General features: G+C 62.3%; 20 protein-coding genes and 1 rRNA gene. 4 read left to right on the forward strand and 17 right to left on the reverse strand.

The genetic code is table 11. The features are described from left to right. Window positions 1-147 precede the first annotated feature (147 nt). A complete protein-coding gene (pgeF, locus tag WF331_RS05760) occupies window positions 148-888 on the reverse strand; it encodes a peptidoglycan editing factor PgeF (RefSeq protein WP_340622727.1) in 741 nt (246 codons plus the stop codon). After that, the gene (gene rluD, locus WF331_RS05765; protein ID WP_041168125.1) at window positions 885-1,847 is read right to left on the reverse strand and encodes a 23S rRNA pseudouridine(1911/1915/1917) synthase RluD; all 963 of its coding nucleotides are present in this window, start codon (window positions 1,845-1,847) and stop codon (window positions 885-887) included. Before rluD ends, pgeF begins: the two co-directional genes overlap by 4 nt. A 147-nt stretch (window positions 1,848-1,994) precedes the next feature. Here rluD and WF331_RS05770 point away from each other — a divergent pair, with 147 nt between their 5' ends. Then, window positions 1,995-3,014 (forward strand): outer membrane protein assembly factor BamD, encoded by a 1,020-nt coding sequence (locus WF331_RS05770; RefSeq protein ID WP_016501586.1) that lies wholly within the window; start codon window positions 1,995-1,997, stop codon window positions 3,012-3,014. A gap of 94 nt (window positions 3,015-3,108) precedes the next feature. Next, window positions 3,109-3,339, forward strand: coding sequence for a PP0621 family protein (locus tag WF331_RS05775; protein ID WP_016501587.1), 231 nt, complete (start codon window positions 3,109-3,111; stop codon window positions 3,337-3,339). A gap of 85 nt (window positions 3,340-3,424) precedes the next feature. Here the strand turns inward: WF331_RS05775 and thiO are convergent, their stop codons facing one another. The 5 genes from thiO to WF331_RS05800 are packed head-to-tail and all read right to left on the reverse strand — an operon-like array spanning window position 3,425 to window position 6,252. Continuing rightward, entirely contained in the window at window positions 3,425-4,522 is a 1,098-nt protein-coding gene (gene thiO / locus WF331_RS05780; RefSeq protein ID WP_016501588.1) for a glycine oxidase ThiO, read from the reverse strand. A gap of 54 nt (window positions 4,523-4,576) precedes the next feature. Next, window positions 4,577-4,966, reverse strand: coding sequence for a type IV pilin protein (locus WF331_RS05785; protein ID WP_016501589.1), 390 nt, complete (start codon window positions 4,964-4,966; stop codon window positions 4,577-4,579). A 1-nt stretch (window position 4,967) separates the two neighbouring features. Next, on the reverse strand, window positions 4,968-5,432 hold the full coding sequence (locus tag WF331_RS05790) for a hypothetical protein (protein ID WP_016501590.1): 465 nt from the start codon (window positions 5,430-5,432) through the stop codon (window positions 4,968-4,970). Next, on the reverse strand, window positions 5,429-6,076 hold the full coding sequence (locus WF331_RS05795; RefSeq protein ID WP_016501591.1) for a PilW family protein: 648 nt from the start codon (window positions 6,074-6,076) through the stop codon (window positions 5,429-5,431). Before WF331_RS05795 ends, WF331_RS05790 begins: the two co-directional genes overlap by 4 nt. After that, a complete protein-coding gene (locus tag WF331_RS05800) occupies window positions 6,073-6,252 on the reverse strand; it encodes a prepilin-type N-terminal cleavage/methylation domain-containing protein (protein ID WP_016501592.1) in 180 nt (59 codons plus the stop codon). Before WF331_RS05800 ends, WF331_RS05795 begins: the two co-directional genes overlap by 4 nt. Before the next feature lie 109 nt (window positions 6,253-6,361). Here WF331_RS05800 and WF331_RS05805 point away from each other — a divergent pair, with 109 nt between their 5' ends. Next, window positions 6,362-6,853, forward strand: a complete 492-nt coding sequence (locus WF331_RS05805) for a GspH/FimT family pseudopilin (protein WP_016501593.1) — start codon at window positions 6,362-6,364, stop codon at window positions 6,851-6,853. A 126-nt stretch (window positions 6,854-6,979) separates the two neighbouring features. Here WF331_RS05805 and ispH read toward each other — a convergent pair whose 3' ends face one another. From ispH to murJ, 6 genes are all read right to left on the reverse strand, one after another. Then, complete coding sequence (gene ispH, locus WF331_RS05810; RefSeq protein WP_016501594.1) at window positions 6,980-7,927, reverse strand: 4-hydroxy-3-methylbut-2-enyl diphosphate reductase; 948 nt, start codon at window positions 7,925-7,927, stop codon at window positions 6,980-6,982. Between the two features lie 14 nt (window positions 7,928-7,941). Next, entirely contained in the window at window positions 7,942-8,379 is a 438-nt protein-coding gene (gene fkpB / locus WF331_RS05815) for an FKBP-type peptidyl-prolyl cis-trans isomerase (RefSeq protein WP_016501595.1), read from the reverse strand. Continuing rightward, window positions 8,372-8,887: a signal peptidase II gene (gene lspA / locus WF331_RS05820; protein WP_016501596.1), complete on the reverse strand. Its 516-nt coding sequence runs from the start codon at window positions 8,885-8,887 to the stop codon at window positions 8,372-8,374. Before lspA ends, fkpB begins: the two co-directional genes overlap by 8 nt. Further along, a complete protein-coding gene (gene ileS, locus WF331_RS05825; protein ID WP_340622728.1) occupies window positions 8,880-11,711 on the reverse strand; it encodes an isoleucine--tRNA ligase in 2,832 nt (943 codons plus the stop codon). The genes lspA and ileS overlap by 8 nt, the downstream gene beginning before the upstream one ends. After that, a complete protein-coding gene (gene ribF, locus WF331_RS05830) occupies window positions 11,708-12,658 on the reverse strand; it encodes a bifunctional riboflavin kinase/FAD synthetase (protein WP_016501598.1) in 951 nt (316 codons plus the stop codon). Before ribF ends, ileS begins: the two co-directional genes overlap by 4 nt. Before the next feature lie 118 nt (window positions 12,659-12,776). Beyond that, entirely contained in the window at window positions 12,777-14,315 is a 1,539-nt protein-coding gene (gene murJ, locus WF331_RS05835; protein WP_049277614.1) for a murein biosynthesis integral membrane protein MurJ, read from the reverse strand. 250 nt (window positions 14,316-14,565) lie between these two features. On the opposite strand from murJ, the gene rpsT reads away from it, so the two are divergent. Then, the gene (rpsT, locus tag WF331_RS05840) at window positions 14,566-14,844 is read left to right on the forward strand and encodes a 30S ribosomal protein S20 (protein WP_003247625.1); all 279 of its coding nucleotides are present in this window, start codon (window positions 14,566-14,568) and stop codon (window positions 14,842-14,844) included. Between the two features lie 247 nt (window positions 14,845-15,091). On the opposite strand, the gene WF331_RS05845 is transcribed toward rpsT, so the two are convergent. The 4 genes from WF331_RS05845 to rrf all read right to left on the reverse strand — a co-directional run bounded on the left by WF331_RS05845 (window position 15,092) and on the right by rrf (window position 19,025). Beyond that, the gene (locus WF331_RS05845; RefSeq protein ID WP_340622729.1) at window positions 15,092-17,392 is read right to left on the reverse strand and encodes a PqiB family protein; all 2,301 of its coding nucleotides are present in this window, start codon (window positions 17,390-17,392) and stop codon (window positions 15,092-15,094) included. After that, a complete protein-coding gene (locus tag WF331_RS05850; protein ID WP_016501601.1) occupies window positions 17,385-18,008 on the reverse strand; it encodes a paraquat-inducible protein A in 624 nt (207 codons plus the stop codon). The genes WF331_RS05845 and WF331_RS05850 overlap by 8 nt, the downstream gene beginning before the upstream one ends. Continuing rightward, complete coding sequence (locus WF331_RS05855) at window positions 17,995-18,654, reverse strand: paraquat-inducible protein A (protein ID WP_016501602.1); 660 nt, start codon at window positions 18,652-18,654, stop codon at window positions 17,995-17,997. Before WF331_RS05855 ends, WF331_RS05850 begins: the two co-directional genes overlap by 14 nt. Window positions 18,655-18,909: 255 nt before the next feature. Next, window positions 18,910-19,025, reverse strand: a 5S ribosomal RNA gene (gene rrf, locus WF331_RS05860). Between the last annotated feature and the right edge of the window lie 14 nt (window positions 19,026-19,039).

Raw genomic sequence — 19,039 nt, forward strand, 5'->3', positions numbered from 1 at the left:
TCAAGCGTAGCGGGGTTGACCGAAGTCAACCTGTTGGATTAACGGAGGCCATTCGCGGGCATGCCCGCTCCCACAGGTACACCAACAGTTTCAAAAGGTGTGGATTCCTTGTGGGAGCGGGCGAGCCAGCGAAGAGGCCAGTACAGGCTAGCGGGGTTGCAGCCACACCAGTGATGCAAACCGCCCACCCTGCGGGGTACGGCGATAGGAGAAGAACCGAGCATCACTTACCGTGCACAAGCCGCCGCCATACACGGCAGTTACGCCACGGGCAGCCAGACGAATGCGCGCCAGCTCGTAGATATCCGCGATCAGCTTGCCTGGCCGCTCGCCCTCGACGAATGCCCGAGCGGCTTGCGGGTGCACGGCGGTAAAGGCATCACGCACTTCCAGCCCCACTTCGAAAGCCTGTGGGCCAATGGCCGGCCCCAACCACACCAGCACTTCTTCAGGCGGCAGTGCCAGGCGGTCCAAGGTGGCTTCCAGCACGCCGCCCGCCAACCCGCGCCAGCCCGCATGCGCCGCCGCCACGCGAGTACCGGCCCGGTCGCAGAACAGCGCAGGCAGGCAATCGGCGGTCATCACGGTACAGGCAATGCCAGGCTGGTCGGTCCAGCTGGCGTCCGCCTCGGCCACCAAGGCCGGGTCGGCATCCGCCACTACCAGCCCATGCACCTGCTTGAGCCAGGCCGGCCGGATGGCGAACGTGTCGCTGAGGCGACGGCGGTTCTCGGCAACGGCAGCAGGGTCATCCCCTACGTGGTCGCCAAGATTGAAGGTTTCGTAGGGCGGCAGGCTGACGCCGCCCTGACGGGTGGTGACACAGGCGCGAACCGAGGCCGGGGCCGGCCAGTCGGGAAACAGCAGCGACTGCGTCAGGCCACTCATCCGATAAAGCTCTCGCGGTCTTCGCTCAGCAGCGACAGCAACCAGAGGAAGTCATCGGGCAGTGGCGATTCCCACTTCATGATTTCACCGGTGATCGGGTGAGCCAATGCCAGGAAGCGCGCATGCAGCGCCTGGCGCGGGAAGGTTTTCACCGCCTCGACCATGGTCGGGCTGGCAGCCGGTGGAATGCGGAAGCGCCCACCGTACGTCTGGTCACCGACCAGCGGGAAGCCAACGTGGGCCATGTGCACACGAATCTGGTGGGTACGGCCGGTTTCCAGCTTTACCCGCACGTGGGTGTGCGAGCGGAAGCGCTTGAGCACGCGGTAGTGGCTGACCGCCGGCTTGCCGCCGTCGGTGACTGCCATGCGCTGGCGCATGCCGCCGTGGCGGCCGATCGGGGCATCGATCTTGCCACCGGAAGTGACCACGCCGATCACGATGCATTCATAAATGCGGCTGACCTTGCGCGCCTGCATCTGCTCGACCAGCCTGGTCTGCGCCTGCAAGGTCTTGGCCACCACCATCAAGCCGGTGGTGTCTTTATCCAGCCGGTGAACGATACCGGCGCGCGGTACGTTGACGATGTCTGGCACGTGGTGCAGCAGCGCATTGAGCAGCGTACCACTGGCATGACCGGCAGCCGGGTGCACAACCAGCCCGGCAGGCTTGTTGATTACCATGATATGGTCGTCTTCGTAGACGATATCCAGTTCGATATCTTCAGGGATCCACTCGCCCTGGGCCTCTTGTTCGGCCTGCAGTGCTAGCAGCGAGCCACCATAGACGGTGTCTCGAGGGCGCACAACGGCGCCATCGACCGTCAAGCGGCCCTCTTTGATCCACGAAGTAAGCCGCGAACGCGAGTACTCAGCGAACAATTGGGCGGCGACCTGGTCGAGGCGTTGGCCGCCCAGTTCGGACGGTACCTCTGCGCTAAGTTGAATGATCTCGGACATGCTCGATTCGGCGGGCGCACAGCCTTTGGTTTCGGCTGCGAGCTTGTGGTTAAATACGGCTTCTTTTGTCCCGGGGTTGGCCGGGGCGCTCATCATAACAGGACGGCACCGCCCAAGACAGCGGCCGTCAAAGGGACGCAAGCCGCCATGCAAGTGAAACACCTGCTGCTGATCGCCATCCTCGGGCTTACCGCGGCCTGTTCCTCTAATAAAGAGGTCATTGACGAGAACCTCAGCGAAGCCGAGCTGTACCAGCAGGCGCAAGCTGACCTGGACAACTCCAGCTACACCAGCGCCGTGAACAAGCTCAAGGCCCTGGAGTCGCGCTACCCGTTCGGTCGCTATGCCGACCAGGCGCAGCTCGAGCTGATCTACGCCAACTACAAGAACTCCGAGCCCGAGGCTGCCAAGTCGGCCGCCGAGCGCTTCATCCGCCTGCACCCGCAGCACCCGAACGTCGACTACGCCTACTACCTCAAAGGCCTGACCTCGTTCGACCAGGACCGTGGCCTGCTGGCGCGCTTCCTGCCGCTGGACATGACCAAGCGTGACCCGGGTGCCGCCCGCGACTCGTACAACGAGTTCGCCCAGCTGACCAGCCGCTTCCCCAACAGCCGCTACTCGCCCGACGCCAAGCAGCGCATGATCTACCTGCGCAACCTGCTGGCCTCGTATGAAATTCATGTGGCCGACTACTACCTGAGCCGCCAGGCCTATGTGGCCGCCGCCAACCGTGGCCGCTACGTGGTAGAAAACTTCCAGGAAACCCCATCGGTCGGCGACGGCCTGGCGGTGATGGTCGAGTCGTACCAGAAGATGCACCTGGACGAACTGGCCGCCAGCAGCCTGGAAACCCTCAAGCTCAACTACCCGGACCACCCGAGCCTGGCCGATGGCGAGTTCCAGCCCAAGCAGACCGAGTCTGACGGGCGCGGCTGGCTGTCCAAGGCCACACTGGGCCTGATCGAAACCGATACGCCGCTGCCGCCGGGCGAAACCCGCGCCAACCAGGACGTGGTCAAGCAGTTCCAGGACGCGCGTGACGAGATGCCGCAAGAGCTGCTACCGAAAGACGAAAACGGCGATCCGATCGTGCCGGAAGGCCCGAAAGAAGCCGAAAAAGACCGTTCCTGGTTCAGCTACATGACCTTTGGTCTGTTCGACTGACACACAGCGGTAAATGAAAGGGAGGCCTTGGGCCTCCCTTTTTTATTGGCCGCGCCCTAGACTGTCAGCTTCTTCAATCGACAAGCTGGACACCATGGTTCGCCTACTTTTCTGGATCGCCCTGATCGCCGCCGCGTTCTGGCTGTGGCGCAAGTTCAAAGTCAGCCAACAGTCGCACCCCGAGGCGAAGCTGGATGCGCCCCTGCAGATGGTGCGCTGCGCCCATTGCGGTGTGCACCTGCCCAACGACCGGGCGCTGCAGCAGGGCAAAGAGTGGTATTGCAGCCAGGCGCACCTGCAACAGGGGCCTGGCCAACAAGGCTGAACACCAAACCGCGGCAGGAGCGGCCTTGCCTCGCGATAGGGCCGCGCCTACAAAGCATCGTGTACTCTCTGTAGCCCCGGCGATCTCAACCCAGACGCCCTGCTGGTGCATACGGCGCCGGGTCGATGATTGGCTTGGCACCGGTCAACAAGTCGGTAAACAGCTGGCAGGAAGCCGGCGCCAGCACCAGCCCGTTGCGGTAGTGACCGCAGTTCAGCCACAACCCCTCGTACCCTGGCACCGGCCCGATGTAGGGAATACCCTCGGGCGAGCCCGGCCGCAACCCGGCCCAGTGCCCCACCACCGTGGCCCCTTCGAGCCCTGGCAGCAACTCCGCCGCCGATGCCTTCAGGCTTTCCAGTGCATCTTCAGTCGGGGTCTTGTCGTACCCGGCATGCTCCAGCGTGCTGCCCACCAGAATGTGCCCATCCCGCCGCGGGATCGCATAGCGCCCCTTGGCCAGCACCATGCTCGGCAAAAAGTCCTCGGCGCACTTGAACAGGATCATCTGGCCCTTCACCGGCTCTACCGGCAGTTCAAGGCCAAGGGTGCGCAGCAGGTCGCCACTCCACGCCCCGGCACTGAGCACCACCTCATCTGCCGCCAGTACGCCTTCGGCGGTCTGCACACCGGTGACGCGCCCGCCCTGCTGAACAAAGCCGGTGATCTGGCAGTTCTCTCGCAGGGTTACGTTGGGCAACGCCAGCAGCGCTGCCTTCAGCGATTTCACCAGGCGCGGGTTGCGCACGTTGGCTACACCGGCCATGTAGATGGCGCGCTTGAAACCCGGGCCCAGCACCGGCACCGCGTCGTAGGCCGCCGAGATATCCACGGCACTGAGCGGCCGCTGCTCACGTTCGGCCCAAGCCAGCGCTTCGGCTTCGTCATCCAGGTCGAGCCAGTACAAACCCGTGGTGTGCACTTCGGGGTCGACGCCGGTGCTGGCGAACAAGCGCTCGCCCAGCTGTGGATAAAAGTCTTGCGACCAGTGCGCCAGGGCGGTGACTGCCGGGCTGTAGCGCCACGGGTACAGCGGCGAAACAATACCGCCGCCGGCCCACGACGACTCACGGCCGACTTCGCCCTGATCACACACCACCACCTGCCCGACCTTGGCCGCCAGGTTGAACGCCGTCAGCAGGCCGATCACCCCGCCGCCGACCACCACTACTTGCTTGCTCATCTGTCGATCCAACACCTGAAGTAAAACCGCGATGCACCGGGCATCATTCAACCTTCAGCTTCCCCAGCAGTGCTCGCTGCCGTCAACGGCACCGGGGTTGCGCTGCACACCGGCCTGGTCCAGCTGGAAGTCGCCACAGCCATCCTGCGCCATCAGCCCATGGGGCAGCCGCCGAGCGCGCAGCGTGAAGGAGTCGCTGTCGCGCAGGGCCTGCAAGCTGTAATAGCGGGTACCGTCGGGCAAGGCCGGGTCGCCCTCGGCATATTGGCCGGTGCGTACGCGGTGGCGCTCCAGGCGCAGGGCGGCATCATGCAGCAGGCCAACCACTTCGCTGCGTGCGGCTCGCCGAAGCTGGTCGCTGTAACTGGGGTAGGCAATGGCTGCCAGAATGCCGGTCACGGCCAGCACAATCAACAACTCGATCAGGCTCAAGCCTTGCTGCATGTCAGTCTCCTCTCAGTCTTTGCCGCCAGGTGATGCGCCGGGTTGTGTCGCCGGCCACGGCGTAGACGGCCTCCAGCACATGCCGGGACTGGGTTTGCTTGCTGACGGCCGTTATCCGGAACAAGGTGACAAGCAGCTCATCCGGCATATGCGCAGCGCAGGTGCTCGTGCCCAGGTTCTGTACATGGAAGTAACCGCTCTGTGTGCCCTGCCACCGCCCGGCCAAATCGTGCGGTCGAGCTGGCGGCAAGCACGCGGTACACCGATCGGGAGGTGCCCGCTTGAGCTCACCCTCACCTGCTTGCAACGCGGCCTCGGCCTCTTCGAACGCCAGCAGACCATCGCGCATGTAGCCAGCCATTCGCGTCTCCACCAAGGCCTCGCGCAGGCTCGAGGCCGACAACAAGCCGAGCAGCAAGCTCAGTACCAACGCCAACAGCAGCACAACACCGCGTTGACGCTTCATGGCCCCGGCACCGGGTTGCGCAGTGCCACGCTCAGTTCATGGCGCTGTTCGAGTTTGAGCGTGGGCTCGTACAGCGTGAGTGCGATATCTACCCGCTCTCCCCGGGGCGTTTGCACACGCTCGAAATGCACTTCTCGCACATTTTCCACCAGCGGCTGGAAGCTGGTTCGTCGTCTAAAGCTCAGGGTATCGCCGTTAAGCTGGTAGACGTACTTGCTAACGGGATACGCCAGTGGGTGGGGCTTGCTCGCGCTTTGCCCATCCTCCACAGATACCTTTTCAAGGCAGTCTGTCTGCAAGAACCAGTCAGGTGCTCCTGCCTGCCCGGGCAGCTCTGCTACCACGAGGCTCAGCATGGACGGTGCCACCTCCAGGGGACGGGCGAAGGCCTGCTGTGCAGTGGAACTCTTGAAGTCGTCAGGTCGCAGGCGCAGGCAGCCGAACATTCCGGCCATGCGAATATCCTGAGCCATACGCAGCAACGCCTGACGTGCCTCATCCTGCATGCGCACCGCGGTACTTTGCAGGCGCCACGTCTGGTGTGCCGAAGCGAAGAGCTGGCTGGCTGCGGCCAGCAGCATCAACCCGATGGCCAGCGCCATCACCACCTCAAGTAAACCGAACCCGCTCTGACGGGCCTTCATCGCCGCCTCTCAAGCTCACTGTGCGCCGCCATTGCCGCCTGCCCATCGCGACGCGCGCTGTCCGCAGCCTGCAATGCCTGCAACTGTATCGATGCCGTTGCGAACATGCCCACGGCCACAACCACGACCGCCAACAACACTTCCATGAGCGTCATGCCCCGTTGCCTCGCGTGCATCCCTGCACCTCCTGCGACTTTTCCTGCAATAGCCCTGAACCTGGCCGACTAGACCGCCTGGCCAGCGAACGTGAAGCTATAGCCAAGCACTTCCAGGGAGGAATGCACGGTGAAGCAACGAGGCGTAACACTGATACAAATGTTGTCGGCCTTGGCCATAGCTGTCTTGCTGACACAGCTCGGTATGCCGGCCTACGCCAGGATGAGCGACGACCTACACCGGGCAGCCGCTGCCCGTGATTTGGCACAGGCACTGCGCAGCGCACGCAGCCACGCGATGCTGCAAAGCCAGCCGGTGCTGGTGCAGGCGTTGGACGGTAATTGGGGGAATGGTTGGCGGGTGATGCTGGAGCATAATCAGCAGCTGCTGCGCGAGCAGCGCCTTTCGAGGCCGCTCAAGATTACGAGCAATCGCGGGGAGCAGTTCAAGTTCAGTGCGCTGGGCGTTCCAATGACGCTGAACAACAGCTGGTTGGGAACAACGCTGGAAGTGTGTGAACGCTCATCTGCCAGCAGCCGATATCAAGTGGTGCTGGCATCGACCGGGAGAGTCAGATTGCTTGCAGAGGACCGAAACAATACTCGCTGTGCAAGCACATAGCCTTGAGCCGACCTTGCCGGCCCTATCGCCGGCAAGCCAGCTCCCGCAGGTACTGCACAAGCCTTGAAGGCAGTGATGTCCCTGTGGGAGCTGGCTGGCCGGCGATGAGGCCAGTACAGGCTTCAGTCAGATCAGCGAGCGAACCCGCAGCTCTTTTGGCATCGAGAAGGTGATGTTCTCTTCACGCCCGTCCAGCTCTTCAGCACCGGTAGCGCCCCAGGCCTTGAGCTGTTCGATCACGCCACGTACCAGCACTTCGGGGGCCGAAGCACCGGCAGTAATGCCAATACGCGCCGCCTGTTCGAACCAGCCCTGTTGCAGGTCCTCGGCACCATCGATCAGGTAGGCCGGGGTGCCCATGCGTTCGGCCAGCTCACGCAGGCGGTTGGAGTTGGAGCTGTTCGGGCTGCCGACTACCAGCACCACGTCGCACTCGCCCGCCAGTTGCTTGACGGCGTCCTGGCGGTTCTGGGTGGCGTAGCAGATGTCGTCCTTGCGCGGGCCACCGATGTTCGGAAAGCGCGCACGCAGGGCGTCGATGACGCGGCTGGTGTCGTCCATCGACAAGGTGGTCTGGGTCACGAAGGCCAGGTGGTCAGGGTCGCGCACCTGCAGCCTGGCTACATCATCTTCGTCTTCAACGAGGTAGATGGAACCACCGTTGCTGGCGTCGTACTGGCCCATGGTGCCTTCGACTTCCGGGTGCCCTTCGTGGCCGATGAGAATGCACTCACGGCCGTCGCGGCTGTACTTGGCCACCTCGATGTGCACCTTGGTCACCAGCGGGCAGGTGGCATCGAACACTTTCAGGCCACGGCCAGCCGCTTCCTGGCGCACGGCCTGGGAAACACCGTGGGCACTGAAGATGACGATGACATCGTCCGGCACCTGGTCCAGCTCTTCGACGAAGATGGCACCGCGGTTGCGCAGGTCTTCTACCACGAACTTGTTGTGCACCACTTCGTGACGCACATAGATCGGCGGGCCGAAGACTTCCAGCGCGCGGTTGACGATCTCGATCGCCCGGTCGACCCCCGCGCAAAAGCCGCGAGGGTTGGCGAGTTTGATTTGCATGATCGGCTCCAGGCTTACAGGGCCTTCACCTCGAGGATCTCCACCTCGAAGGTCAGGGTCTTGCCAGCCAGTGGGTGATTGAAGTCGATGGTCACCTGGTCGTCATCGAACGCTTTGACCACACCCGGCAGCTCGGCGTTGGCGGCATCGTTGAAGATGATCAGCAGCCCGTCGGACAGCTCCATGCCCTCGAAGTTGGACCGCGGCATGACTTGCACGTTTTGCGGGTTGGGCTGGCCGAAGGCGTTCTCCGGGGCCACTACCACGGTGCGCTTGTCACCGGCCTTGAAGCCGAACAGCGCGTTTTCGAAGCCCGGCAACAGGTTGCCATCGCCAACCTTGAAGGTGGCCGGAGCTTTGTCGAACGTGCTGTCGACGGTGTCGCCGTTTTCCAGGTGCAGCGCGAAGTGCAGGGTGACTTCGGTGTTCTGGCCGATACGGGTGTCAGTCATGGACCGGATCCTCGGACTTCTTGCTCTTGAACATATCCAGCGCCAGCATCACCGCACCAACGGTGATGGCGCTGTCGGCCACGTTGAAGGCCGGGAAGTAATGGCGGTTTTGCCAGTGCACCAGGATGAAGTCGACCACATGGCCCAGCACGACGCGGTCGTACAGGTTGCCAATGGCGCCACCCAACACCAGCGCCAGCGCCACGGCCAGCCAGGTTTCGTTGCGCCCCAGGCGCTTGAGCCACACCACCAGCACGGCACTGACCACCACGGCGATCAGGGCGAACAGCCAGCGCTGCCAGCCAGCGCCATCAGCGAGGAAGCTGAAAGCGGCGCCGGTGTTGTAGGCCAAGGTCCAGCTGAAGTAGTCAGGGATGACCACAATCTGCTGGTACATGGTCAGGGCGTTGTTGAAATACAGCTTGGTGGCCTGGTCGACGACCAGCACCAGCAAGCTCAGCCAAAGCCATGCAAGGCGCCCAAAGCGCCCCACTGCCGGGTTAGGCATAGTGACGCACCTCGCCCGAACCGGTCAGGTTATCGACGCAACGGCTGCAGATTTCCGGGTGCTCCGGGTGGCTGCCTACGTCGGCGCGGAAGTGCCAGCAACGGCCGCACTTGGCATGGCCGGACTTGACCACTTTCAGCTTGAGGCCTTCGACTTCGGTGGCCACGGCGTCCGCCGGTGCCTGCACGAACGGCACCACGCTGGCGGCCGAGGTGATCAGCACGAAGCGCAGCTCGTCACCCAGCTTGCCCAGGTCGGCGCTCAGGCCTTCGTCGGCGTACAGGGTGACTTCGGCCTGCAGGTTGCCGCCGATGACCTTGGCGGTACGCTGGTTTTCCAGCTCCTTGTTGACCGATGCCTTCACCGCCATTACGCGGTCCCAGTAGGGGCGGTCCAGCTCGGTGCCTTCCGGCAGCTCGCTCAGGCCCTGGTACCAGCCGTTGAGCATCACCGACTCGTTGCGCTCGCCCGGCAGGTATTGCCAGATTTCGTCAGCGGTGAACGCCAGGATTGGCGCAATCCAGCGCACCAGCGCTTCGCTGATGTGGTACAGCGCAGTCTGGCAGGAACGGCGGGCGACACTGTTGGCGCCGGTGGTGTACTGGCGGTCCTTGATGATGTCGAGGTAGAAGCCGCCCAGCTCCTGCACGCAGAAGTTGTGCACCTTGGAGTAGACGTTCCAGAAACGGTACTCGCTGTAGTGCTCTTCAAGCTCGCGTTGCAGCAGCAGGGTACGGTCTACGGCCCAGCGGTCCAGTGCCAGCATGTCTTCCGGGGCCAGCAGGTCGCGGGCCGGGTCGAAACCGGACAGGTTGGACAGCAGGAAGCGCGCGGTATTGCGGATACGGCGGTAAGCGTCGGCGCTACGCTGCAGGATCTGCTCGGAAACCGCCATTTCACCGGAATAGTCAGTGGCCGAAACCCACAGGCGCAGGATGTCGGCACCCAGGGTGTTGTTGACCTTCTCCGGCTCGATGGTGTTACCCAGCGACTTGGACATCTTGCGGCCGTTCTCGTCCACGGTGAAGCCGTGGGTCAGCAGTTCGCGGTACGGCGCGTGGTTGTCGATGGCGCAACCGGTGAGCAACGACGAGTGGAACCAGCCACGATGCTGGTCGGAGCCTTCCAGGTACAGGTCGGCGACCGGGCCGGTGGCGTGGCCGATATCGTGCGAGCTACGCAGCACGTGCCAGTGGGTGGTGCCGGAGTCGAACCACACGTCCAGGGTATCGGTGATCTTGTCGTACTGGCCGGCTTCTTCACCCAGCAGTTCGACGGCATCCAGCTTGAACCAGGCTTCGATACCTTCCTGTTCAACGCGCTTGGCCACCGCTTCCATCAGTTCGACGGTACGTGGGTGCAGCTCGCCGGTCTGCTTGTGCAGGAAGAACGGGATCGGCACACCCCAGTTGCGCTGACGCGAGATGCACCAGTCCGGGCGGTTGGCGATCATCGAGTGCAGGCGCGCCTGGCCCCAGGCCGGTACGAACTTGGTTTCTTCGATGGCTTTGAGGGCGCGCTCACGCAGCGGCTCGCCAGCGCTTGGCTGCTTGTCCATGCCGACGAACCACTGCGCGGTTGCGCGGTAGATCAGCGGGGTCTTGTGGCGCCAGCAGTGCATGTAGCTGTGGCTGATGGTTTCGGTGTGCATCAGCGCACCGGCTTCGCTCAGCTTCTCGACGATGGCCGGGTTGGCCTTCCAGATGAACTGGCCGCCGAAGAACTCCAGCGACTCGACATACACGCCATTGCTCTGCACCGGGGTGAGAATGTCGTCGTTGACCATGCCGTAGCGCTTGCAGGTGACGAAGTCGTCTTCACCGTAGGCAGGCGCGGAGTGAACCACACCGGTACCGGCGCCCAGTTCGACATAGTCGGCCAGGTAGACAGGCGACAGGCGGTCGTAGAACGGGTGGCGGAAGTTGATCAGCTCCAGGGCCGAACCCTGGGCAGTGGCGACGACCGAGCCTTCCAGGTTGTAGCGCTTGAGGCACGACTCGACCAGCTCTTCGGCCAGCACCAGCAGACGCTCGCCGGTATCGACCAGGGCGTACTTGAACTCCGGGTGGATGTTCAGCGCCTGGTTGGCGGGAATGGTCCACGCAGTGGTGGTCCAGATCACGATGGCGGCCGGCTTGGCCAGCGCCTCCAGCCCGAAGGCGGCAGCCAGCTTGGCCTGGTCGGCAATCGGGAAGGCCACGTCGATGGTCTGGGATTTCTTGTCGGCGTATTCGACTTCCGCTTCAGCCAGGGCCGAACCGCAATCGAAGCACCAGTTCACAGGCTTGAGGCCCTTGAACACGAAGCCTTGCTTGACCATCTCGGCCAGGGCGCGGATTTCACCGGCCTCGTTGGCGAAGTTCATGGTCTTGTACGGGTTGTCCCAGTCACCCAGTACACCCAGGCGAATGAACTCGGTCTTCTGCCCTTCGATCTGCTCGGCGGCGTACTCGCGGCACAGCTCGCGGGTGCGGTCGGCAGACAGGTGCTTGCCGTGGGTAACCTCGACCTTGTGCTCGATCGGCAGGCCGTGGCAGTCCCAACCCGGTACATACGGCGCATCGTAGCCGGCCAGGGTCTTGGAGCGGACGATCATGTCCTTGAGGATCTTGTTCAGCGCATGACCGATGTGAATCTTGCCGTTGGCATAGGGCGGGCCGTCGTGCAGGACGAACTTGGGACGATCCTTGCCAATTTCGCGCAGCTTCTGGTACAGGCCAATGCTGTCCCAGCGCTGCAGGATCTGCGGTTCGCGCTGAGGCAGGCCGGCCTTCATGGGGAAGGCGGTGTCCGGAAGGTTAAGCGTGGCTTTGTAGTCGGTCATTTCAGGCTCTTCGTTAGCGGTTGAGCGTGCCAATGTGCACGTGCGGCGGCGATATCCGCATCGATCGCCGACTTCAGCGCCTCCAGGGAGGCGAATCGCTGCTCTTCACGCAGCTTGTGGTGGAACTCCACCGTCAGACGCCGGCCATACAGGTCGCCGGCAAAATCAAGAAGATGAATCTCCAGGTGCGGGCGCCCATCACCGGCAACGGTGGGACGCACGCCAATATTGCCTACACCCGGCCAAGCCTTGCCGTCGATTTCGATGCTGGCCAGGTAGACCCCGGACAGCGGCACGCGGCGGCGCTTGAGCTGGATGTTGGCGGTAGGTGTGCCGAGCTGGCGGGCCAGCTTCTGGCCATGCAGCACACGGCCGGTGATGCTGTACGGGCGGCCCAGCAGGTGCTCGGCCAGCTCGAAGTTACCTTCGCACAGGGCTTTGCGCACTTCGGTGCTGCTGACCCGCAGGCCGTCCTGGATTACCGTGTTGGCGGCCTCGACGGTGAAGCCGTACTGCTTGCCGGCCTCGATCAGGAAGGCAAAGTCGCCGGCGCGGTCGCAGCCAAAGCGGAAGTCATCACCCACTTCGAGGTGGCGCACGCCCAGGCCGTCGACCAGGATGGCTTTGACGAAGGCATCGGCGCTGAGCTTGCTCAGGCGCTGATTGAACGCCAGGCACAGCACCCGGTCGATGCCCTCGGCGGCCAGCAGTTCGACCTTGTCGCGCAGGCGGGCCAGGCGCGCCGGTGCGGTATCGGGGGCGAAGTACTCGCGTGGTTGCGGTTCGAAGATCACCACGCAGGTCGGCAGGCCCAAGGCCTGACCGCGCTCGCGCAGGCGCGCCAGGATAGCCTGGTGGCCGCGGTGAACCCCGTCGAAGTTGCCAATGGTGGCGACACAGCCCCGGTGCTCGGGGCGCAGGTTGTGAAGACCTCGAACCAGCTGCATAACGCGCTTCTTGCTCATAAAGTGGCCGATTATAACCACACCCGGGCGCCGGTGACAGGCAGCAGCGCCCAAGGGCGGCGTGGAATATGAAAAACCGACGCCTGACCCGCCTGACGCCTCAGTGCAGGGCCTTGCGAGCGAAGTGCCGGGGCCGGAAGCCGCACAGGTACAGGCAGCCGAAATAGGTCACGACACCTGCCACAATCAACGCCCCAAGCCGCAGGAAGCGCTCAAGCATGATGCCCTGCTCCCAGGCCGGCATATAGTGCATGCCCGCCAACAGTACCGCCGACATCAGCACCACTGCCAAGACAAGCTTGAGCAGGAACATTGCCCAGCCTGGCTGTGGCTCGAACAACTGCTGGCTGCGCAGCTTCCAGAACAGCAAGCCGGCATTCAGGCAGGCACCCAGGCTGATTGCCAATGCCAGGCCGGCATGTGCAAGCGGGCCGACCAGGGCGAGGTTGAACAACTGGGTGCAGACCAGGGTGAAAATCGCAATCTTTACCGGCGTGCGGATATTCTGCTGCGCATAGAAGCCGGGTGCCAGCACCTTGACCAGAATGATCGCCAGCAAACCTACCGAATAGGCCATCAGCGCCCGCTGTGTCATGGCCGCATCAAACGCACTGAACTTGCCATATTGAAAGAGCGCAACGGTCAGCGGCTCGGCAAGGATGGCCAAGGCCAAGGTGCACGGCAGCACCAGCAGGAAGCACAGGCGCAGGCCCCAGTCGAGGATCCGCGAGTATTCCTCGCGGTCCTTGTTGGCGTAGGTCTTGGCCAGGGTGGGCAGCAGGATGGTGCCCAGGGCCACGCCCAGCACGCCTGAAGGCAGCTCCATGAGGCGGTCGGCGTAATACATCCACGACACCGAGCCGGCCACCAGGAACGAGGCGAAGATGGTGTTGATGATCAACGAAATCTGGCTCACCGACACCCCGAGAATCGCCGGCAGCATCTGTTTGAGTACCCGCCACACACCCGCGTCCTTGAGGTTCAGGCGCGGCAGTACGAGCATGCCGATCTTCTTCAACGCTGGCAGCTGGTACAGCAACTGCGCCAGGCCACCCGCCAGCACGCCCCAGGCCAGGGCCATGATTGGCGGGTTGAAGTACGGCGTCAGCAGCACGGCGAAGGCAATCATCGCCACGTTCAACAGGGTGGGGGTGAACGCCGGTACCGAGAAGCGGTTCCAGGTATTGAGGATCGCACCGGCCAGGGAAGACAGCGAGATCAGCAATATATAAGGAAAGGTCACCCGCAACAGGGAGGTGGTCAGCTCGTATTTTTCTGCGTTGTCGACAAAGCCTGGGGCTGTTGCCCACACCACCCACGGCGCCGCGAGGATGCCGATGGCAGTCACCAGGGCGAGGACCAGGGTCAGCAGGCCGCTGACATAAGCGATGAAGGTACGTGTCGCCTCCTCGCCCTGCTGGGTCTTGTATTCGGCCAGGATCGGAACAAAGGCCTGGGAAAACGCACCCTCGGCGAAAATGCGCCGCAACAGGTTGGGCAGTTTGAACGCGATGAAAAAGGCGTCGGTGGCGACGCCGGCACCAAAGATGCGCGCCAGGATGGTGTCGCGAACGAAGCCCAGCACCCGCGAAATCATGGTGATCGAGCTTACTGCAGCCAGGGATTTGAGCAGGTTCATCGAAAAGATTCACGCCAATGGCAGAGGACGCTGCCAGACAGCGTCCGAATGTGCGATACTCCCGCGCCTTCGCAGGGGAGCCAAAAATTCCCGAGTGTACAGGTCGCGCAGCAGAAAGGAATCTTTCCCTCTTGTTGGCGCACCGCTCGGCGGAACCTTGCAGGTGGCCTTGACAATCGATCTCTTGATCGGCATGATTCGCGGCCTATTTTGTTTGCTATTTACCTAAAGTCTTTCGAGGAGCTCGACGGTGGCCAACACACCTTCCGCCAAGAAACGTGCAAAACAGGCTGAGAAGCGTCGCAGCCACAACGCCAGCCTGCGTTCCATGGTCCGCACCTACATCAAGAATGTAGTTAAAGCCATTGACGCAAAAGACGCCGAAAAAGCGCAAGCCGCTTACGTTCTGGCTGTACCTGTAATCGACCGTATGGCCGACAAAGGTATCATCCACAAGAACAAAGCTGCTCGTCACAAAGGCCGTCTGAATGGCCACATCAAGGCGCTGAAAGAAGCTGCAGCTGCCTAAGCGACGCGCTATTCGAAAAACCGACCCTAGGGTCGGTTTTTTGTTGCCTGCGATTTATGCTTGCGGGCAAGGCTCCATGTGGAACTCGGTCTTTGTGGGAGCGGCCTTGCGTCGCGAAAGGGCTGCAGAGCAGCCCCGGCAATCTCAGCTTCTGCGCTAAGACCGAGGGGCCGCTACGCGCCCCTTTCGCGACGCAAGGCCGCTCCCACAAAAAAGCGGGGCCGCGGTTGGCGGCCCTACTTTTACATTACTTGGCTATCTGAATCTTCGGCGCCCACTGCAGCCAGTCATCCTCTGCCTTGTCGAACAAGGCGAAGGTCTGCTGCGGCCGTGCCGGGTTGCCCATCTGCTCGCCATCCGGCGTTGCAAAGGCGATACCGCCATCGATCAGAGTCTCCACCGACTCGGTACGCACGGTAGCCCCCTTGAACAGCCCCCAGTCGAAACCGAAGCCACTGCTGTTCCAGAACCGGCTGCCACTACGGACCAGGGCTGCATAGCGCGGCTCGATGAGGATATGGATCAGCACGCGGTCAGCGCTCTGGCCCAACTCGAAACCCGTCACCTTGCCAACCGCAACCTCTCGATAGGTCACTGGCACACCCGGCTTGATCGAACCACGCCGCGGCGCACTGAGCGTCAATGGCAAGCCCACCTCCGGCCCAGCCACTTGCGGGGCATCGGCCAAGGCGATGAAGTCGCGCTGCGGGCCACGGTCCTTGGCTGCCGGCTGCACCTCCAGGTACTGCCCGCCAAGCAGCGTGTCGAGGTTCTCGGTGCGTACCAGGCCCAAGGCTGGCTTGACCACCCAGAACTGCGTACCGGCACGGGCAATACGGTCCGCCGCCTCGGTGATACGTGCCCGCAGCAGCACTGCCTGCAAGTCATCGGTCAGGTCGACGCTCTCGATACTGCCCACATCCAGGCCACGGAAGCGGATTGGCGTACCCGGCTTCAGGCCATCTGCACGGTCTACACGGACGGTGATCAAGGTACCCGCGCGGTTTACCGCTTCCTGGCTGTCATGCAGACGGAAGCGTGGAATGTGGCGCTTCAGCGCCACATCGGGCCGTGGCGTGTCGAACGCAATACCGCCGGCCATCAGCGTTTGCAGCGATTCACTCTTGATCTTGATGCCCGACAGCCCCCCGGTCAGGGTAATGCCACTGACGTTCCAGAAGCGCGACGAGCCGTTGACCAGCTTTTCGTATTCCTTCTCGATATGCACACCGATCAGGATACGGTTGCTGTTACGAGCAAACTGGTAGCTCTGCACGCTACCCACCTTGACCTGGCGGTACATCACCGGGCTGCCGATTTCCAGAGAACCCAGGGTATCGGCGAACAACACCATGTGCAGGCCTGGCGCCTTGAGGTCGAGCGGCGGCGCCTTGGCGCGGGCCTCGAACTCACGCTCGGGCCGTTCACCCTTCTCACCCGGGCGGATGGCGATGTAGTTACCTTTGACCAGCGCCTCCAGGCCGGTGATACCTGCCAGGGAAATCGACGGCTTGACCACCCAGAACTGCGTGCCCTCGACCAGATAGTCTTCGGTGAGCGGGTCCAGTGTCAGCTCGGCCGATGCGCTGGACAGGTTGTCTTCCATCTTCAGGGCTTTCAACGAGCCCACCTGGATGCCCTTGTACATGACCGGCGTGCGGCCTGCCTGCAGGCCCTCGTAATCGCTCAGCTTTACCTTGACCCGTATACCCGCCTGGGCGGCGTCGAAGTCTTCATAAAGGCGGAATGGCAGGCTAGGATCGGTAGGCGGGCTGTCCTTGCGGTACTCCGGCGTGGCAAAGGCGATACCACCGGCCACAATGCTCGACAGCGACTCGCTGCGAACCTTCACACCTGACAGCGAAGCATCGATGCTGACCCCGCTGGCGTTCCAGAAACGCGTGTGCTTGCGCACCAGGCTGGCGTAGGCGGGCTCGATGAACACCTTGATCTCGACGGTGCTCTGGTCCTCGGACAGGCGATAGCTTTTCACCCGACCCACCTGGATCTGCTTGTAGAAGATCGGGCTGTCACGGTTGAGCGAACCCAGCCTGTCGGCTTTGAGGGTCAGATGCAGGCCAGGCTCCGAATCCGAGAGCGGCGGCGCAACCTTCAGGGCGGTAAAGCGCTTGGTACGCTCGCCCTCCCCCGGGCTGACGGCAATGTAGTTACCCGACACCAGTGTTTCAAGGCCGGTAATACCCGCCAGGCTGACACTCGGCTTCACCAGCCAGAAACGCGTGCCTTTGGTCAGGTGTGGTTCGGCGTCCTTGTTCATCTCGATGGTGGCGATCACACCTTGGTTGTCGCCCTTGGCGTCGAGCAACAAGCTCTTCACTTTGCCTACCGGCATGCCCTTGTAGATGACTTCGGTCTTGTTGGCGACGATACCTTCACCCGACTCGAAGCGGACTTCAATTTCCACGCCGGCCTTGCTATAGGCCTGCCACGCGAGCCAGCCACCGATCATCAGGGCGATCAAAGGCAGGATCCAGATGGCCGACCAGTTCGAGGCTGGCCGGGTTTTAGCCGTTGGCAGGTCACTCATGGTCGTCATCCGACTCCGTGTTATCCCAAATCAGTCGGGGATCGAAAGTTAAAGCGGCAAGCATTGTCAGGATCACCACAGTTGCAAAGGCGACAGCGCCCAGATTGGCTTCGACACTGGCTATTCGGCCGAAATTCACCACTGCCACCAGGATGGCGATGACGAAGATATCGAGCATGGACCAGCGCCCAATGAATTCGATGAAGCGGTACATCAATATCCGTTGCCGCGCTGAAAGCGGCTGGTGACGCTGAACGGAGTACAACAGCAAACCGATGCCCACGAGCTTGAAGGTGGGCACCAGGATACTGGCAATGAACACCACCGCGGCAATCGGCACCATGCCGTGCTTGAGCAGGGTGATGACGCCGGACATGATCGTGTCGGGGCTGCCCTGGCCGAGTGTACTCACGGTCATGATCGGCAGCAGGTTGGCCGGGATGTACAGGATCGACGCGGCAATCAGCAGGGCCCAGGTACGTACGATACTGTTCGGGCGGCGGGCATGCACAATGGCGCCGCAACGTGTGCAGGTCTGCGAAGTGCCATCTGGCACTTGCCGGTTCAGTTCATGACATTCATTGCAGACAACAATGCCTGCATCAATCGCCCGCATGCAGGTCCTCCCCCGATAGTGCACTCCAGATCTGGTGCGGCGACATGACCACCTCCAGCCATACCTGGACCAATAACAGGCTGATGAAGCAGAACAGCCCCAGGCCCACGGTCAGTTCTGCCAGGTCTACCAGCTTGACGATAGCCACCAGCACACCCATGAAATAGACCTCGAGCATGCCCCAGTCACGCAAGTGGTGATAGATGCGGTAGAACAGCAGGCCGAAGTTGCGCCCCACGTTCAAGCGGATACTCAGCAATACCGCCAGCTGGCAAAGCAGTTTTGCCAGAGGGATGGCCATGCTGCACAGGAACACGACCACCGCCACACCGCGCATCTGCGAATTGTACAGGCCCAGTACGCCGCTCCAGACAGTATCGTCCGAGGTCTGGCCAAGCAGGTGCAGTTGCATGATCGGTAGAAAATTGGCAGGTACGAACAGCAACAGCGCGGTCAGTACCAGGGCCAGGCTGCGGTTGACTACATTGTGCCGGTGGGCATAGAGCTCGTAGCCGCAGCGGGGGCATTCGGCTTTTTCATCGCGCTGCAGCACAGGCTTGCGCAGCAACAGGTCGCATTCGTGGCAGGCGACAAGCTCGTCCAACGGCAATTGGGCCAGGGCATCGGGTTCGACAGGATTGGGCATATAGCGCTTCTGGATAGGTGCGTGGGCCTATTCTAGTGTTCTGGCACGAATTGTGGGAGGCGACTTACCACAGATCCCTGTAGGAGCAGCCTTGTGCTGCGAAGCGGCCATTGCAGGCAAAGATAATCTTTAGCCTTACCGGCCTCTTCGCAGCACAAGGCTGCTCCTACAGGGGGTCGGCCAGGACTGGGGATATTTGCGCCGCAAAGACAAAACCCCTACCTGCATGCGCAGATAGGGGTTTTGCGAAATGAATCTTGACGATGACCTACTCTCACATGGGGAAACCCCACACTACCATCGGCGATGCATCGTTTCACTACTGAGTTCGGGATGGGATCAGGTGGTTCCAATGCTCTATGGTCGTCAAGAAATTCTGTAGCCA

Source organism: Pseudomonas sp. YNh, from assembly GCF_037993085.1.
In the GTDB taxonomy this organism is placed as follows: domain Bacteria; phylum Pseudomonadota; class Gammaproteobacteria; order Pseudomonadales; family Pseudomonadaceae; genus Aquipseudomonas; species Aquipseudomonas putida.

What these genes read in the sequence shown, in the direction of transcription:
- pgeF (WP_340622727.1), bottom strand. Translation starts at nt 888, where the DNA reads ATGAGTGGCCTGACGCAGTCGCTGCTGTTTCCCGACTGGCCGGCCCCG.
- rluD (WP_041168125.1), bottom strand. Translation starts at nt 1,847, where the DNA reads ATGTCCGAGATCATTCAACTTAGCGCAGAGGTACCGTCCGAACTGGGC.
- WF331_RS05770 (WP_016501586.1), top strand. Translation starts at nt 1,995, where the DNA reads ATGCAAGTGAAACACCTGCTGCTGATCGCCATCCTCGGGCTTACCGCG.
- WF331_RS05775 (WP_016501587.1), top strand. Translation starts at nt 3,109, where the DNA reads ATGGTTCGCCTACTTTTCTGGATCGCCCTGATCGCCGCCGCGTTCTGG.
- thiO (WP_016501588.1), bottom strand. Translation starts at nt 4,522, where the DNA reads ATGAGCAAGCAAGTAGTGGTGGTCGGCGGCGGGGTGATCGGCCTGCTG.
- WF331_RS05785 (WP_016501589.1), bottom strand. Translation starts at nt 4,966, where the DNA reads ATGCAGCAAGGCTTGAGCCTGATCGAGTTGTTGATTGTGCTGGCCGTG.
- WF331_RS05790 (WP_016501590.1), bottom strand. Translation starts at nt 5,432, where the DNA reads ATGAAGCGTCAACGCGGTGTTGTGCTGCTGTTGGCGTTGGTACTGAGC.
- WF331_RS05795 (WP_016501591.1), bottom strand. Translation starts at nt 6,076, where the DNA reads ATGAAGGCCCGTCAGAGCGGGTTCGGTTTACTTGAGGTGGTGATGGCG.
- WF331_RS05800 (WP_016501592.1), bottom strand. Translation starts at nt 6,252, where the DNA reads ATGCACGCGAGGCAACGGGGCATGACGCTCATGGAAGTGTTGTTGGCG.
- ispH (WP_016501594.1), bottom strand. Translation starts at nt 7,927, where the DNA reads ATGCAAATCAAACTCGCCAACCCTCGCGGCTTTTGCGCGGGGGTCGAC.
- fkpB (WP_016501595.1), bottom strand. Translation starts at nt 8,379, where the DNA reads ATGACTGACACCCGTATCGGCCAGAACACCGAAGTCACCCTGCACTTC.
- lspA (WP_016501596.1), bottom strand. Translation starts at nt 8,887, where the DNA reads ATGCCTAACCCGGCAGTGGGGCGCTTTGGGCGCCTTGCATGGCTTTGG.
- ileS (WP_340622728.1), bottom strand. Translation starts at nt 11,711, where the DNA reads ATGACCGACTACAAAGCCACGCTTAACCTTCCGGACACCGCCTTCCCC.
- ribF (WP_016501598.1), bottom strand. Translation starts at nt 12,658, where the DNA reads ATGCAGCTGGTTCGAGGTCTTCACAACCTGCGCCCCGAGCACCGGGGC.
- murJ (WP_049277614.1), bottom strand. Translation starts at nt 14,315, where the DNA reads ATGAACCTGCTCAAATCCCTGGCTGCAGTAAGCTCGATCACCATGATT.
- WF331_RS05845 (WP_340622729.1), bottom strand. Translation starts at nt 17,392, where the DNA reads ATGAGTGACCTGCCAACGGCTAAAACCCGGCCAGCCTCGAACTGGTCG.
- WF331_RS05850 (WP_016501601.1), bottom strand. Translation starts at nt 18,008, where the DNA reads ATGCGGGCGATTGATGCAGGCATTGTTGTCTGCAATGAATGTCATGAA.
- WF331_RS05855 (WP_016501602.1), bottom strand. Translation starts at nt 18,654, where the DNA reads ATGCCCAATCCTGTCGAACCCGATGCCCTGGCCCAATTGCCGTTGGAC.